Source organism: Streptomyces sp. M41 (assembly GCF_043673425.1).
Taxonomy (GTDB): Bacteria; Actinomycetota; Actinomycetes; order Streptomycetales; family Streptomycetaceae; genus Streptomyces.
Map to the genome: position 1 here is coordinate 114,172 of NZ_JBIMKE010000002.1, position 15,267 is coordinate 129,438.

The window sequence follows — 15,267 nt, forward strand, 5'->3', positions numbered from 1 at the left end:
GCGGCCGGAACAGCGAGAGTAGGCCGCGCGGACACCGTTCCGGCTATTTCCAGAACAGCAGAAACACACTTTTTACAGCGGCCCTCCTGTTTCTTCGATGCGGTGCGGCGTTCACTGACTGGCACCCCGCTTTCTGTCCTCCGAGGAGAGCCATGTCCCCTGCCCGCACGAGACTTCTCGCCGGTGCCGCCGCCCTGTCCGCGGGCACTTCGCTGCTCGCGGGCTGCTCCGGGAGCAGCGGTACGCCGTCGGGATCACGTGAGTCCGTCAACTACGCGCTGCCCGCGAACTTCACGCCGAACTGGATCCTTCCGATCGGTACCGCGGCGCATCTCAACACCAACAACATCTCCATCGCGAACACGCTGTGGGAGCCGCTCATCGCCTACGACGGCTCCACCGGAAAGATCGCCTGGAACAAGGCGGGTTCGGTCGCCACCGCCGCCGACTTCGCGCCCGACAACAAAAGCGTGCGGATCACGCTGGGCGACCGGCACTGGAGCGACGGCAAGCCGATCACCGCCCGGGACGTCGAGTTCTGGTTCGATCTGATCAAGGCGAACAAGACCGAGTGGGCGGGCTACAACCCGGGGCAGGCGCCGGACAACTGGACGTCCTTCAAGACGGAAGACGACCGGCACTTCACTCTCACCTTCGACAAGGCCTACAACCCGCAATGGATGCTGGCGAACGAGCTGAGCTCCATCACCCCGCTGCCCCGGCACGCCTGGGACAAGGGCGGCGGCGCCAAGAAGGTGTGGGCGTACCTCAACGACGCCGCGAAGAACATCGGCGGCTATGAGAAGAACCCCCTGTGGAAGACCATCAGCGGCCCGTACGCGGTCAAGTCGTACTCGACCGCCGGCAAAGTGGTCCTGACCGCGAACAAGAAGTACGACGGCGGCGAGAAGCCGGCCATCCCCACGGTGAACCTTCTGCCCTTCACCACCGCGGAGGCCGAGAAGAACGCCCTGCGCTCCGGCAGCGTCGACTACGGCTACATCGAGGCGACCGACCTCGACCAGAAGGACGGCTTCACCGCGCAGGGGTACCAGGTGAAGCCGTGGTCCGGCTGGGCGATCACTTACATGCCGTACAACTTCAACAATCCGGCGATGGGGCCGGTGTTCAAGCAGCTGTACGCCCGCCAGGCCGTGCAGCACTCCATCGACCAGGACGCTCTCGCCGAGGTCGTCTTCAACGGCACGGCGGTGCCCGGCCATGGACCCGTCCCGCAGGGCCAGAAGTCCGACTTCGTCTCCCCGGTGCAGAAGGGCAACCCGTATCCGTTCTCGACGACGACCGCCCGCAAGCTGCTGACCGGCCACGGCTGGAGGGAGCAGGGCGGGGTCATGACCTGTACGGACCCCGGCACCGGCGCCTCGCAGTGCGGTGCGGGCGTCGAGCGGGGCACCCGGTTCGAGATGCGGGTGCTGTCGCAGTCCGGTTCGACGGTCACCGACAACATGATGAGCGCGATCCAGTCCTCTCTGGCCCGGTCCGGCATCAAGTTCTCGATCAGGACCGCTCCCGTGAACTCGGTGCTGTCGCAGACCCCGCAGTGCGAGGCGAGCCAGCCCGTCTGCAAGTGGCAGCTGTCCTTCTTCGGCACGGCGGGCAGCTGGTACTTCTCCGCCTTCCCGACCGGCGACTCGCTGTTCCGGACCGGGGGCGGCTCCAACTTCGGCAACTACTCCAACCCCGAGGTCGACAGGCTCGTCTCCGCCTCCACGACGTCGGGTTCGACCAAGGCGGTCCGTGACTACAGCGCCGCCGTCGCGAAGGATCTGCCGGTGATCTGGCTGCCGGAGCCCGTCTACCAGGTCTCGGTCGTCAGGAATGGCCTCGGCGGCTTCGCCCAGGACTCGCTCGCCAACTTCCATCCGGCGCAGTGGAAGTGGACCGGCTGACCATGGACACTCTGGTGTATCTCACCCGCCGGTTCCTCCAGGCCCTCGCCGTGATCCTGATCGTCACGATCGTGGTCTTCTGTCTGCTGCACGCCCTGCCCGGCGGTCCCGCCCGCGGCATCCTCGGCCCGCAGGCGACGGCCCAGCAGATCGCCGCGTTCAACCACGAGCAGGGGCTGGACCGCTCGTTGCCGGTCCAATACCTGTACTACCTGAGCGCGTTGGCGCAGGGCGACCTCGGGACGTCGTACACGCTCAACGACGCCGTCTCCCGGCTCATCGGGCAACGTCTGCCGAAGACCCTGGTGCTGACGGTGCTGTCCGCGCTGGTCGGCCTGCTGTTCGCCGTCCCGCTCGGCATGTGGCAGGCGGTGCGGCGCAACAAGCCGGCCGACTACGTCATCACCACGCTGAGCTTCGTCGCGTACTCCACGCCCGTGTACTTCCTGGGGCTCGTCCTGGTGCTGGTCTTCACCCAGACCCTGCGCTGGTTCCCCTCGCAGGCCCCCCAGGGCGACACCCTGGCCCAGGTGTTCGCCGACCCGGCGGCGCTGGTGCTGCCCGTGGTGACGGGTGCGGCGTCGATGGTCGCCGTGTTCAGCCGGTACATGCGGGCGGCGACGCTGGAGAACCTCGCCGAGGACTATGTGCGCACGGCGCGGGCGGGCGGCTCGGGGCGGTACGCGATTCTCTTCCGGCATGTGTTCCGGAACTCGCTGACGCCGGTGATCGCGATGCTCGGGTACTACGTGCCGGTGCTGTTCGGTGGGGCGTTGGTGGTCGAGCAGCTCTTCAACTACCCAGGGATGGGGCTGTTGTTCTGGTCCGCGGCTCAGTCGTCGGACTATCCGGTGCTGCTGGGGTGCGTGCTGGTGATCTCGGTGGCGACCGTGGTGGGGAGTCTGCTCGCGGATGTGGCGCAGCGGGTCGTCGATCCTCGGGTCAAGGAGGTCCGGTCGTGAGTGGTCGTACTGAAGCCGAAGGCCGGCCGGTGCTGAACGCGCCCCCCGGCTCAGCCGCGGACCGGCCCCGCCCCGCGCTCCTCAAGGCGCGTTTCGCGCGCAATCGGCTCGCCGTGGCCGGGCTGGCGGTCGTCCTGCTCTTCGTGCTGTTCTCCTTCGCCGGTCCGCTCGTCCACTCGACCGACCAGACCCACACCGATCTCACCCAGGTCAACCTCCCGCCCGGCTCCGCCCATTGGCTGGGGACCGACGCCGTGGGGCACGACCAGCTCGGGCGGCTCATGTACGGCGGGCAGGTCTCGCTGCTGGTGGGGCTCGCGGCAGGGGTGCTCGCGACCGTCGTCGGGACGCTGTGGGGTGCCGTCGCCGGGTACGCGGGTGGCTGGGTGGACGCGGTGATGATGCGGGTGGTGGACGCCGGGATCGCGATCCCCGCGCTGTTCATCCTGCTCGTCGTCTCCGCGATCACCTCGCCGGGCCCGCTCGGGCTGATCGTGATCCTGGGACTGGTGTCGTGGCTGGTGCCGTCCCGGCTGGTGCGGGCCGAGACGCTCACCCTGAAGAACCGGGACTACGTGCTGACCCTGCGCGCGACCGGCGGCACCCACGGCCGGGCGATCCGCCGGCACATCCTGCCCAACTCGGTGTCGACGATCGTCGTCGCGGCCACCTTCCAGATCGCCGACGCGATCCTGCTGGTCGCCTATGTGTCGTATCTCGGGCTGGGCGTCCAGCCGCCGAAGACCGACTGGGGCGGCATGCTGTCGGCCGGACTGACGGCGGCGTACTCCGGGCGCTGGTGGCTGATCGTGCCACCGGGCCTGGCGATCATCCTCGTCGTGTGCGCGTTCAACGCGATCGGTGACGGGCTGCGCGACACCTTCGACGTGCGGGGGCGTGGGTGAACATCCTCGAGATCGCCGAACTGGGCGTGACCTTCTCCACCGACACCGAGGACGTGCCCGCCGTGCGCGGGGTCTCGCTGCACGTACGGCCCGGCGAGACGCTGGCCCTGGTGGGCGAGTCCGGGTCCGGCAAGTCGACGGTGGCGCTCGCCGCGATGGGGCTGCTGCCGGGCAACGCGCGTGCCTCGGGCCGGGTGCGGATCGACGGTACCGAGATCGTCGGGGCCCCGGAGGCGAAGCTGGCCCGGCTGCGTGGCCGTACGGCCGCCATGGTCTTCCAGGAGCCGGCCACCGCCCTGGACCCGCTCACCCGGGTCGGCTCCCAGATCGCGGAGGTCGTACGGAACCACCGGGAGGTCTCCCGGTCGCAGGCGGCCCGTGAGGCGGTCGCGCTGCTGCGCCGCGTCGGGGTTGCGGACCCGGAGTCACGGGCCTCGGCCTTTCCGTTCCAGCTGTCGGGCGGGCAGCGGCAGCGGGTCGGCATCGCCATGGCCATCGCGAACTCGCCGGGTCTGCTCATCGCCGACGAGCCGACCACCGCGCTCGATGTCACGGTCCAGGCCGAGATCCTCGATCTGCTGCGGCGGCTCGCGGCCGACTCGGACACCGGCGTGCTGCTGGTCACGCACAACATGGGCGTGGTCGCCGACTTCGCGGACCGGGTGGCGGTGATGCTGGACGGCGAGGTCGTGGAGACGGGACCGGTCGAGGACGTGCTGCTGCGCCCTCGGCACGCGTACACCCAGGCCCTGCTGGCGGCCGTGCCCCGGCTGAGGCTCAGCGGTGAGGATGCTCCCCCGGTGCGGGAGGAGCCCGTGGTGCGGCTTCGGGACGTGTCCGTGCGCTTCGGACGGGTGCGGGCGCTCGACGGGGTCTCCCTCGAGGTCCGCCCCGGTGACACCGTGGGTCTCGTGGGCGAGTCCGGGTCGGGCAAGTCGACGGCGGCCAGGGTCGCCCTCGGGCTCGTTCCGCCCGCCTCCGGCTCCGTGTCGCTGTTCGGCACCGACCTGGGGCGCGTCCGTGGCCGTGCGCGGCGGGCCCTGCTGGCCGGTGTCGGTGTGGTGCTCCAGGATCCGGTGGCCTCCCTCGACGCGCGGATGAGCGTGGCGGAGTGTGTCGCCGAACCGCTCCGGGTGCACCGGCGCGGGATGACGGCGGCCGAGCGGCGGGCCAGGGTCGCCGAGGTGCTGGAACTGGTGCGGCTGTCGCGGAAGCTGGCGGCGCGGGGGCCGCGTGAGCTGTCCGGCGGTCAGCGGCAGCGGGTGAGTCTCGCGCGGGCGCTGGTTCTGCAGCCGCGGCTGCTGGTGGCGGACGAGCCGACGAGTGCGCTGGACGTGAGTGTGCAGCGGACGGTGCTGGAGGTGGTCGCTCAGTCGCAGCGCGAGCTGGGGTTCGCCTGTCTTCTCGTCTCCCACGATCTGGCCGTGGTCCAGGAGTTCGCGCGGCACGTCGTCGTCCTGCGGGACGGGCGGATCGAGGAGCAGGGGCCGACCATGGCGACCCTGCTGCGTCCGCGGACGGAGTACACCCGCCGGCTCATCGCGGCCGTGCCGGTGCCCGACCCGGTGCTGCAACGTCGGCGCAGGGAGCGCCGGGCCGCCCTCGGGACGGGGGCCGGCGCGTGACGCGTGAGGTGCTGGCCGGCATCGACATCGGCGGCACGACGACCCAGGTGGTGCTGTGCGACCCGGACCTCGGCGTCCTGGACCGCGCCGGCGTGCCCACCCCGGCGGCGGACGGCGGAGCGGCGATGGTCGGCGCCGCCCTGGATGCCGTACGGCTGCTGCTCGGCCGTACTCCCGGGCGGCTGCTCGGCGTCGGGGTGGGGGCGGCCGGCGTGGTGGACGCGCGGTCGGGGCGGGTGCTGGTGGCGAGCGACTCGTTCCGGGGGTGGGCCGGGTTCGCGGTGACGGCGGCGGTCGAGGGGGAGCTGGGGGTGCCGGCTTTCCTGGACAACGACGTCAACGCGTTCGTACGGGGTGAGGCGACGGCCGGTGCGGTGGCGGGTGTGCCGCATGTGCTCGGCGTGACGCTCGGCACCGGGGTGGGCGGGGCCCTGTGGCTGGACGGCTCGCTGTACGCCGGGCCGCGCGGGGCGGCGGGCGAGATCGGGCACGTTCCCGGGTTCGGTGATCTGCCGTGCACCTGCGGTGGGCGCGGTCATCTGGAGACCCTGGCCTCCGGCCGTGCGCTCGCCGCCCGTTACGCCGAGCGCACCGGACGCGTCCGCACGGCACGGCAGATCGCCGCGGCTGCCGCGGCCGGCGACGGGCACGCGCTCGCGGTGTACGAGGAGGCGGGTGCCGGCATCGCTCGTGCGCTGCTTCTCGCGGCGGGGCTGCTGGATGTCACCACGGTGGTGGTCGGGGGCGGTGTGAGCCGCTCTTGGGCGTTGCTGGACGGCCCGCTGCGTGCCGCGCTGACGGCCGAACCCCCCGTGAGCGGGCATGGCGTCGACGTCCTGCCCTCCGCTCTCGGAGCCGACGCGGTGGCGATCGGGGCGGCGGCACGCGCGCGGGCGGAACTCACGCCCCTGCTCGCCCGCGTGCCAGGCATCAGTCGTGGCCGGCCGGACGGCTGACGGGCCCGGCGGGGCCGGCACGGCGCCTGCCGCCCATGACCCCGCCGAGCGGGGGCGTCAGTCCAGGCCGGCCGACTTCAGCCAGGCCTTGGCCACGTCGAGCGGGTCCTTGTTCTCCAGCTGGACCTGGGAGTCCAGTTCCAGGAGCGTCTTGGTGTCCAGCGCGGCCGAGACGGCGTTGAGCGCGTCGACGCCCTTCTGGGAGAGGCCGCTCTTGTGGACGAGCGGGGTGACGTTGGCGTAGCCGAAGAGGTTCTTCGGGTCCTTCAGGACGACGAAGTTCTCCTTGGTGATGGTCGGGTCGGTGGTGAAGATGTCCGCCGCCTGCACGGTGTTCTTCGTCAGCGCCGCCTGGGTCAGCGGGCCGCCCGCGTCCAGCGCCTTGAAGGACTTGAACTTCAGGCCGTACTCGGTCTCCAGACCCGCCAGGCCCTGGTGCCGGGTCTGGAACTCGGGCGAGCCGCCGATCACCAGGTCCGCGGCGACGTCCTTGAGGTCCGCGAGGGTGGAGTCGGTGGTCAGGTCGTACTTCTTCGCCGTCTCGGCGTTGACGCTGACGGAGTCCTTGTTCTCGGCCGGCGAGGAGTCGAGCAGCGTGAGCTTCTTGTCCAGCTTGGCCTTGGCCGCGGTGTTCACGGCCTCGGCCGACTTCTGCTCGGCCTTGGGGTCCAGGTAGGCCAGCAGCGAGCCGTTGTACTCCGGCAGCACGGTGACGGAGCCGTTCTTGAGCAGACCGTAGGTCGTCTCGCGGCTGCCGATGTTGGGCTTGTAGCTGACCTCGATGCCCTTGGCCTTCAGGGCCTCGCCGTAGATGTCGGCGAGCAGGACGCTCTCGGCGAAGTTGTTCGAGCCGACCACCACGGTGTCGCCGCTCGCCTCGCCCTCCGCGAGCGGGTCGGACTTGTCGGAGGAGGAACATCCCGCCAGCAGCGCCGCCGCGGCGGCGAGCGCGACGGTGGCCGCGCCGGGACGGTTCCTGAAGGACCTGCTGCATGTGGCGGTGAAAGTCACGATTCCCGTTCCGATTTCAGGGGGTTGGGACAACTCTTCAACTGATCCAATCCAGCCGGTTCTCGATCAGTCAAGAGCGTTCAGGTCACCGATTGGCCTCAAAAACAGCAAGGTAACGGGCAGTTGCGCTTCGATGTGAAGGCGGGACGGTTGGTGCGCCGGTGCTTCAACGCGTCCTTGACGTACAGTTCCGGTCACAGTGATCACGGGGAGGTACTGGCCCAGGAACACAGCCGGTCCATACTCTGACAACATCTGACAACAGCGGTCACGTGAGACTCGCGCGCCGTGCGACGCCCGCGAAGGAGGCAACTCGGTGTCCACGAACGAGGCGGGCGCGCCCCGCCCGGGTCGTATCAGGGCCCTCGCCGACCGCTGGCCCTTCCGGCGCAAGCTCAGTCTGCTGGTCGGCGTGCCGCTGACCGCGGTCGCCGTGCTGCTCACCTATCTCATCGCCGACCAGACCATGCAGTCCCGGCACGCGGCGGATGCCGCCCGGCTGGTCCGGGAGAGCGCCGAGGTCGCGACCCTCGTCGACAAACTGGCCGCCGAACACCAGCAGGCCGTGCTGCTCTCGGTACGGCACGAGGCGTCCGAAGGCGGTGTGCCCTCCTCCACCGCCTACCGCACCGCTCAGTCCCTGGTGGACGCCCAGGCCGAGCGCGTACGCGACTCCTTCGGGGACCGGCTGCCGCACACCGAGGCGCAGGCGCTGCGGGCGATCGAGGGCTTGAGCAGCCTGCGCGACACCGTGGAGCAGGGATATGTGCCCGCCGAGAACCTCGACCCCGCGTACACCCATGCCGCGCAGGGCCTGATCGACGGCCTGGCACTGGACCGCAACCCCGAGCTCGCGACCACCTTCACCGGCAATCTGCTCGACTCCCTGCTGCGCGCGGGCGCGGCGCACAGCGCGTTCGAGACCGGCGTCTTCTCCGCGTCGACCGGTGACTCCAACGCCCTCATCCAGTTCATCGGCGCGATCGGCTCCTACGACGAGTACACCCACCAGACCGACCGGTTCGCCCGGTTCGCCACCGAGGCACAGACCGCCGAGCTCAACGGGATCAAGTACACCGCCGCGCAGGCCGTCATCAGCCGGCAGTACGCCGAGCTCCAGATCGACCCCGGATCCGTGCAGGCCGAATCGCCCGCCGAGATCCGCGAGTCGCTGAAGGCGGCGCTCGACTCCTACCCCGCCTACCGCGCCCAGGCCGAAACCCGTCTGTCGATCACCACCTCGCTGATCGGCCAGATCGCCGACCGGGCGGACCGGGCCTCCGAGGAGGCGGCGTGGCGCGCCCTGTTGCTGCTGGTGTCCGCCCTGCTGGGCTTCGCCGTCTGGCTGGTCCTCGCGATGCTGGTGCGCCGCTCGGTGGTCCGCCCCGTGCAGGCCCTGACGGGGGCCGCGCGTCAGGTCGCCGAGGTCGCCGAGCGCGAGCTGGCCCGGGTGGCCGACGACGACGCCGAGGACGACGGCCCGCCGCGGCTGCGCGCGATGCCGGTGACGGCGCGCGACGAGATCGGTGAACTCGCCGAGACCTTCAACCATGTGCAGGCGATGGCGGGCGCGCTGCTGGAGCGGCAGGTGCTCAGCAGGCGCAACGTCGCCGAGATGTTCGGCAACATGGGCCGACGGGTCAGCAATCTGACGTCACGTCAGCTGGCGCTGATCGATGCGGTGGAACGGGGCGAGACCGACCCGGCGCTGCTGGAACGCCTCTACTCCATCGACCACATCGCGGTGCGCCTGCGTCGCAACGCGGACAGCCTGATGCTGCTCGCCGGCATCCACGAGGCGGACTTCGACGCCGGTCCCACCGCGCTCGCCGACGTCGTACGCGCCTCGCTCGGCCAGATCGAGGGATACCGGCGCGTGGAACTGCGCGCCCGTACCGGTGCCGTCGTCGAGCCGGAGGTCATCGGCGACCTGACGCTGATGGTGGCCGAACTCCTGGAGAACGCGGTGTCCTTCTCGCCGGCGGGCAGCCCGGTCGAGGTGACGGTCGCGAACGGCGAGCACGGCGACGCGGTGATCGTCGTCGCCGACCACGGGCTGGGCATGAGCCCCGAGCGCCTCGACGAGGAGAACGCCCGACTGATCCGCCGCGAACGCCTGGACCTCGTACCGACGAAGGTCCTGGGTCTGTTCGTGGTCGGCACGCTGGCGCGCCGCTGGGAGATCGCGGTCACCCTGTCCCGCACCCCGGGCGGCGGCGTCACGGCCGAGGTGACGGTGCCGTCGTCGCTGCTCGTGACGGGGAGCGCGACCGGGGGTACGCCGACGGCGGCGCTGGCCGCGGTCGCCGGGGCGACGGCTGCCGCGGGGGCCGGCGGCACCACGGCGGACGGGGACGCCCGCCGCCCCGTCGCACCGACCGGCCCCGCATCCGCCGCCGCGCCCCCTTCAGCCCCTCCCGCCCCTGTCCCCGGCCCCCGTTCCTCGGCGCCCGTGCCGACGGGTTCCGCGCCTACGGATTCCGCGCCCGCGGACGTCGTACCGGCGGACCTCGGCGAGGCGGACACCGACGGCCTCCGGCCGCTCCCCCGCCGGACCTCCCGGCGACAGGTCGCTCCTGACTCCCCGGGCTCCGGTACGGCGTCCGCCGCCCGTCCCCTGAGGCGCCGCGTCCGGGGTGCCACCCTCCGCGGCGGCGACGACGCCACCGGCTCCCAGCAGGTGCTGCGGCAGGATGCGCGGACCGTGGACGCGGATGCGGTGCGGGCCGCGATCGAGGAGTTCGAGGCGGGCGTGGAGCGCGCTCACCACGACGGCGGGCGGGACGGCGTCGGCACCACGGCCCCGACCCCCCGTACGCAGGACCAGAACGACCAGAACGACCTCCCGGAAGGAGCGCAGCAGTGAGCAGCACGTCGACAGGTGGCACCCCGGCGGAAGGGCCCACTCCGGCCGAACTTCAGGCCGCCGCAGCCGACTTCACCTGGCTGCTGAACCGCTTCGCGACCGAGACGGCCGGCGTCGTGGACGCCATCGCCGTCTCGTCCGACGGTCTGCTCATCGCGGTGTCCGAGCTGCGCGAGCAGGCGGACTCCGAGCGGCTCGCCGCGATCGTCTCCGGCATCATCAGCCTGGCCGCCGGGGCCTCCGGCAACTACGGTCTCGGCGCCCTGAACAAGGTCATCATCGACCTGGAGGGCGGCCACCTGCTGGTCTCCGCGATCGGCAGCGGGGCGGTGCTCGGCGTGGTCACCGACAAGGAGGCGAAGCTGGGCAACATCGCCTACGAGATGACCGTGTTCGCCAACCGTGTCGGCGCCGCCCTCAGCCCCCAGCTCGTGCTGGAGCTGAAGAACAGCGTCGGCGCCGGCTCGGCACGCTGACGCCGAGAACGGACGACGGACACCCATGGCGGACGGCACCCCACCGCCGGAGCCCGGCGGCGCAGAGCCGAGCGAACCGGAGCCCGGCGGCGCGGAACCGATGGACCCGGAGTCGAGCGGCGCGGAGCCGAGCGGTCCGGAGCCGGTCGGTCCGGAGCCGGTCGGTCCCGCTTCCGCCGTGCGGCCGTTCCTGCTCACCGCCGGCCGGGTGGCGGACGGCGCGGACGGACCGTCGATGCCCGTCGAGACCCAGGTGGTGGCCACCGCCGAAGGGCTCGACGCACTCGACCGGCTCGCCTTCGAACGGCACGACATCGTGGCCGCCTGCCGGCTGCCCCAGTCCATCGCGGAGATCGCCGCCCGGCTGCGGCTGCACCTGAACGTGGTGCGCGTCCTCGCCGCGGATCTGCGTGCCGAGGGGCAGTTGACGGTGCACGTCCCCGATGCCGGTCTCGTCCATGACGCATCCGTCCTGCGCAGGGTCATCGACGGCCTGCGCGCCGTCCCCGACGCACGAGGGGTTCTCAGTGACACCGACTGAACCGGCCACCGTACGGCCGCCGCTGCCGGTGAAGATGGTGATCTCGGGCGGCTTCGGCGTGGGCAAGACCACGACCGTGGGCTCGATATCCGAGATCGAGCCGCTCACCACCGAGGCCGCCATCACGGAGGTCGCCGCGGGTGTGGACGACCTCACCCACACCCCGGGCAAGACCACGACCACCGTGGCCCTGGACTTCGGCTGCATCACCATCGACCCGACCCTGAAGCTGTATCTGTTCGGCACGCCCGGGCAGGAGCGGTTCGGCTTCATGTGGGACGACATCGTGGAGGGGGCGGTCGGCGGGCTCGTCATCGTCGACACCCGCCGCCTCGACGACTGCTACGCCGCCGTCGACTACTTCGAGCACAAGGGCATCCCCTTCGCCGTCGCGGTCAACGCCTTCGACGGCAGGGTCGAGCACACCCTGGAGGAGGTCCGCTGGGCCCTGGACGTCGCCGAAGGCGTCCCGGTCGTCGTCTTCGACGCCCGCGAGACCGGCTCGGTACGGGACGCGCTGCTCGTCGTCCTGGAACTTGCGCTGGCCCGCACGCAGCGCTGACCGCGACGCCCCTTGCTCTCGGAGGGTCGGCTACATGCGCCTGCGCACCCCCGGCGACACGGTGAGCCGGCCCAGCAGCCAGAACACCGCGAGGGTCACCAGGGCCATCGCGGCGACCAGCGTGGCACCGCCCACGACCTTCTCGTAGTTGCGCTGGTAGAGACCGTCGATGATGTAGCGGCCGAGGCCGCCGAAGCTGACGTACGCGGCGATGGTGGCCGTCGAGACGATCTGGATGGCCGCCGAGCGCAGGCCGCTGAGGATCAGCGGGAGGGCGACCGGCAGTTCGACCCGGAACAGGATGCCGGTCTCGGCCATGCCCATGCCTCGGGCGGCGTCCACCGGCGCGGGGTCGACGGAGCGCATCGCCTCGTTGGTGGTGACCAGGATCGGCGGGACGGCCAGCACGACCAGCGGGATCATCACGGGTGCCAGACCGAGGCCCAGCAGGATGAACATCAGCACCATCAGACCGAAGCTGGGCAGCGCCCGGGCGGAGGTGGCGATGAGGCCGAGCGCGTGGCCGCCGCGTCCGGTGTGGCCGGTGAGCAGGCCGAGCGGCAGTCCGACGGCGGCGGCGATGCCGAGCGCCATCAGCGTGTACTGGACGTGCTCCCCGACCCGCGTCGGGATGCCGTCGTAGCCCTGCCAGTGGGCGCTGTCGGCGAAGAAGGCGCTGATGTGGCTCAGGACGTTCACCGGGTGCCCTCCTCGGCGACGGGCGGGCGGGAGGACTTGCGGGTGCCGCGCGGCATCCAGGGCGTGAGCAGCGCGCGTACGGCGATCAGCGCGATGTCGACGAGGATCGCGAGGACGGCCGTACCCACGACGGAGAGCCACACCAGGCGCGGCTGGTTGTACTTCATCCCGGCGTCGAGCATGTTGCCGAGGGCACCCTCGTTGCCGATCAGCATGCCGACGCTGACGAGGGAGATGCTGGACACGCAGGCCACCCGCAGGCCGGCGAGGATCGCGGGCGCCGCGATCGGCAACTGCACCTGGACGTAGCGTCGTACGGGCCCGAAGCCCATGGCGGTGGCGGCGGCCAGCGTCTCCTGCGGTACCGAGCGCACGCCGTCCACGATGGCCGGCACCAGCACCACCAGGCTGTACACGGCGAGCGGGATCATCACCGTGAGTTCGCTGAGGCCGGTGTAGTCGATGAGGATGACGAAGAAGGCCAGCGAGGGGATCGCGTACAGCACGGTCGTCACCCATAGCACGGGCGGGTACAGCCAGCGGAAGCGGACGCACAGCTGGGCCAGGGGCAGGGCGACGATCAGCCCGGCCAGCACCGGGAGCAGTGCCTCGCGCAGGTGCAGGCCGACCAGGCCGGGATAGCTGTGCTCCAGATAGCTCGGCATGTCGAAGAACTCGGTCACGGCGCGACCTTCCGGACCTCGTCGTCCTCGCGTCGCCCCTGTGCGTGCCCTTGTGCGTGCTCCTGGGCATGCCCTCGTGCGTGCGCCCCGCGGATGGCCTCGCCGATGCTCTGCTGGGAGACGACCCCGGTGGCCCGGCCGTCCGCGTCCACGGCGACGGCCCATCCGGTGGGCGAGAGCACCGCGCAGTCGAGGGCGGCCCGCAGCGAGTCGGTGCCGGCCACGAACGGGCGCCCGTGCGGCAGCAGTCCGTGCGTGGCGATGTCCCCGGCGGTGAGATCGTGCGGCTCGCTCCAGCCGAGCGGTCTGCCCTCCGGGTCGGTCACGAGCAGGTAGGGCGCGTCGGCGGAGGCGGCGGCGAGCTGCTCGGCGGTGGCGTCCACGGAGACGATCGGGCCGGGCAGCAGGTCCAGGTCCGCCGAGGGGAAGAAGGACAGCCGCCGGATGCCGCGGTCGGCGCCGAGGAAGTCCTCCACGAACGCGTCGGCGGGGTGCGAGAGCAGTTCGGCGGGTGGGGCGAACTGGGCGAGGTGTCCGCCGGTGCGCATCACGGCGACCATCGTGCCGAGCTTGACGGCCTCGTCGATGTCATGGGTGACGAAGACGATCGTCTTGCCCAACTCGGCCTGGATGCGCAGGAGTTCGTCCTGGAGTCCCTTGCGCACCACGGGGTCGACGGCCGAGAAGGGCTCGTCCATCAAGAGCACCGGCGGATCCGCGGCGAGCGCCCGGGCCACGCCGACGCGCTGCTGCTGGCCGCCGGAGAGCTGGTACGGGTAGCGCTTGGCGAGGGCCCCGTCGAGACCCACCCGCTCCATCAACTCCCGTGCCCGCGCCCGGGACTTCTCCCTGCCCCAGCCGAGCAGGCGGGGCACGGTGGCGATGTTGTCGAGGATGGTGCGGTGCTGGAAGAGGCCGGCGTTCTGGATGACGTAGCCCATGGACCGGCGCAGGGTGTTGACGGGCTGCTGCCGGCTGTCCACGCCGTCGATGAGGATGGTGCCCTCGCTGGGCTCGACCATCCGGTTGATCATGCGCAGCGTGGTCGTCTTGCCGCAGCCCGACGGCCCCACGAGAACGGTGATCGAGCGGTCGGGTATGTCCAGCGAGAGCCGGTCGACCGCCACCGTGCCGTCCGGGTATCGCTTGGTGACTGACTCTATCCGTATCAAAACGCCGAATACCCTTCGGGTTTGGCAGATTTCGCCCGCTTTTGATCACGGGCTTCTGGCACAGACGGACGAGTCTAGACCTCTTGTGTTGCGGGATTCCTGCCGGTGTGTGACCCGGGGCGCCGGTCAGGAAGGCAGGTGGCGGCCGTGAGCGGGTTCAGGCAACCCGCGCCTCGGCCCGGGCCACCGGAAAGCCCTCCGTGCGCAGCGCCCCTCCCCCGGCGTCCACCGCGAACACCTCGCAGCCCTCCCGCGCGGCGGCCCACGCGATGCCGTCCGCGCCCATGGCGAAGGCGGCGGTGGCCGTCGTGTCCGCGACGGTCAGACAGGGGGCGACGACGGTCAGGGAGACCAGACCGGTCGCCGGACGTCCGGAGCGGCCGTCGATGATGTGGTCGCCGCGCTCGTAGCACGCGGACGTGGCGATCGCCCCGTCGGTGAGTTCGGCCACCGTGCACACCTTGTCGGCCTGCTCGGGGTGGCGTACCCCCACCCGCCAGGGCCCACCGCCGACGACCACGTCGCCCCCGGCGTTGAGGACGAAGCGCCGCGCGCCCGCGGCCCTCAGCAGCTCGGCGGCCCGCTGCACGGACCAGCCCTTCACCACGGCACACGGATCCAGCCCGCGCCCGGGCAGCCGTACGTCGAAGGCGCCGCCCGTGGCGATCCGGTATTCCTCGCACAGGTCGAGGACTTCGCGCAGGTCCGCGCTGACGGCACCGGCCGACAGCTCGCCCCGGTCGAGCCGGCACACCTCGCTGTCCGGCCGGAACGGGCTGAACCGGGCGTCGACTTCACGCAGCCACGCGAACACCGCGTCTGCCGTCCGTTCCCCGATGTGCTCGTCGTCCACCCGCAACGACACCGGAAATCCCATCACATGCTCGACACGACGCACT

At 71.2% G+C, this 15,267-nt stretch carries 14 protein-coding genes; 9 read left to right on the plus strand and 5 right to left on the minus strand.

Features of this window, described 5'->3' with window-relative positions; translation table 11 throughout:
* Window positions 1–152 precede the first annotated feature (152 nt).
* The 5 genes from ACHBTE_RS02855 to ACHBTE_RS02875 are packed head-to-tail and all read left to right on the plus strand — an operon-like array spanning window position 153 to window position 6,358.
* On the plus strand, window positions 153–1,910 hold the full coding sequence (locus ACHBTE_RS02855) for a peptide ABC transporter substrate-binding protein (protein ID WP_394721692.1): 1,758 nt from the start codon (window positions 153–155) through the stop codon (window positions 1,908–1,910).
* A gap of 2 nt (window positions 1,911–1,912) precedes the next feature.
* Window positions 1,913–2,872: an ABC transporter permease gene (locus tag ACHBTE_RS02860; protein ID WP_394721693.1), complete on the plus strand. Its 960-nt coding sequence runs from the start codon at window positions 1,913–1,915 to the stop codon at window positions 2,870–2,872.
* 29 nt (window positions 2,873–2,901) lie between these two features.
* Window positions 2,902–3,777 (plus strand): ABC transporter permease, encoded by an 876-nt coding sequence (locus ACHBTE_RS02865; protein WP_394721983.1) that lies wholly within the window; start codon window positions 2,902–2,904, stop codon window positions 3,775–3,777.
* Complete coding sequence (locus ACHBTE_RS02870) at window positions 3,774–5,402, plus strand: dipeptide ABC transporter ATP-binding protein (protein ID WP_394721694.1); 1,629 nt, start codon at window positions 3,774–3,776, stop codon at window positions 5,400–5,402. The genes ACHBTE_RS02865 and ACHBTE_RS02870 overlap by 4 nt, the downstream gene beginning before the upstream one ends.
* Window positions 5,399–6,358 (plus strand): ROK family protein, encoded by a 960-nt coding sequence (locus ACHBTE_RS02875; protein WP_394721695.1) that lies wholly within the window; start codon window positions 5,399–5,401, stop codon window positions 6,356–6,358. Before ACHBTE_RS02870 ends, ACHBTE_RS02875 begins: the two co-directional genes overlap by 4 nt.
* A 57-nt stretch (window positions 6,359–6,415) precedes the next feature.
* Here the strand turns inward: ACHBTE_RS02875 and ACHBTE_RS02880 are convergent, their stop codons facing one another.
* A complete protein-coding gene (locus ACHBTE_RS02880; protein WP_394721696.1) occupies window positions 6,416–7,369 on the minus strand; it encodes an ABC transporter substrate-binding protein in 954 nt (317 codons plus the stop codon).
* A gap of 316 nt (window positions 7,370–7,685) precedes the next feature.
* On the opposite strand from ACHBTE_RS02880, the gene ACHBTE_RS02885 reads away from it, so the two are divergent.
* From ACHBTE_RS02885 to ACHBTE_RS02900, 4 genes are all read left to right on the plus strand, one after another.
* Window positions 7,686–10,235 (plus strand): ATP-binding protein, encoded by a 2,550-nt coding sequence (locus ACHBTE_RS02885; RefSeq protein WP_394721697.1) that lies wholly within the window; start codon window positions 7,686–7,688, stop codon window positions 10,233–10,235.
* Entirely contained in the window at window positions 10,232–10,711 is a 480-nt protein-coding gene (locus ACHBTE_RS02890; protein ID WP_394721698.1) for a roadblock/LC7 domain-containing protein, read from the plus strand. Before ACHBTE_RS02885 ends, ACHBTE_RS02890 begins: the two co-directional genes overlap by 4 nt.
* 100 nt (window positions 10,712–10,811) lie before the next feature.
* Window positions 10,812–11,252, plus strand: coding sequence for a DUF742 domain-containing protein (locus ACHBTE_RS02895; RefSeq protein ID WP_394721985.1), 441 nt, complete (start codon window positions 10,812–10,814; stop codon window positions 11,250–11,252).
* Window positions 11,239–11,814 carry an ATP/GTP-binding protein gene (locus tag ACHBTE_RS02900; RefSeq protein ID WP_394721699.1) on the plus strand — a complete coding sequence of 192 codons (576 nt, stop codon included), beginning with the start codon at window positions 11,239–11,241 and terminating at the stop codon, window positions 11,812–11,814. Before ACHBTE_RS02895 ends, ACHBTE_RS02900 begins: the two co-directional genes overlap by 14 nt.
* A gap of 30 nt (window positions 11,815–11,844) precedes the next feature.
* On the opposite strand, the gene ACHBTE_RS02905 is transcribed toward ACHBTE_RS02900, so the two are convergent.
* The 4 genes from ACHBTE_RS02905 to ACHBTE_RS02920 form a co-directional block, all read right to left on the minus strand.
* A complete protein-coding gene (locus ACHBTE_RS02905) occupies window positions 11,845–12,513 on the minus strand; it encodes an ABC transporter permease (RefSeq protein ID WP_394721700.1) in 669 nt (222 codons plus the stop codon).
* Window positions 12,510–13,196, minus strand: a complete 687-nt coding sequence (locus tag ACHBTE_RS02910) for an ABC transporter permease (RefSeq protein ID WP_394721701.1) — start codon at window positions 13,194–13,196, stop codon at window positions 12,510–12,512. Before ACHBTE_RS02910 ends, ACHBTE_RS02905 begins: the two co-directional genes overlap by 4 nt.
* Entirely contained in the window at window positions 13,193–14,368 is a 1,176-nt protein-coding gene (locus ACHBTE_RS02915; RefSeq protein ID WP_394721702.1) for an ABC transporter ATP-binding protein, read from the minus strand. The genes ACHBTE_RS02910 and ACHBTE_RS02915 overlap by 4 nt, the downstream gene beginning before the upstream one ends.
* A 157-nt stretch (window positions 14,369–14,525) precedes the next feature.
* The gene (locus ACHBTE_RS02920) at window positions 14,526–15,266 is read right to left on the minus strand and encodes an FAD:protein FMN transferase (RefSeq protein ID WP_394721703.1); all 741 of its coding nucleotides are present in this window, start codon (window positions 15,264–15,266) and stop codon (window positions 14,526–14,528) included.
* Window position 15,267 lies beyond the last annotated feature (1 nt).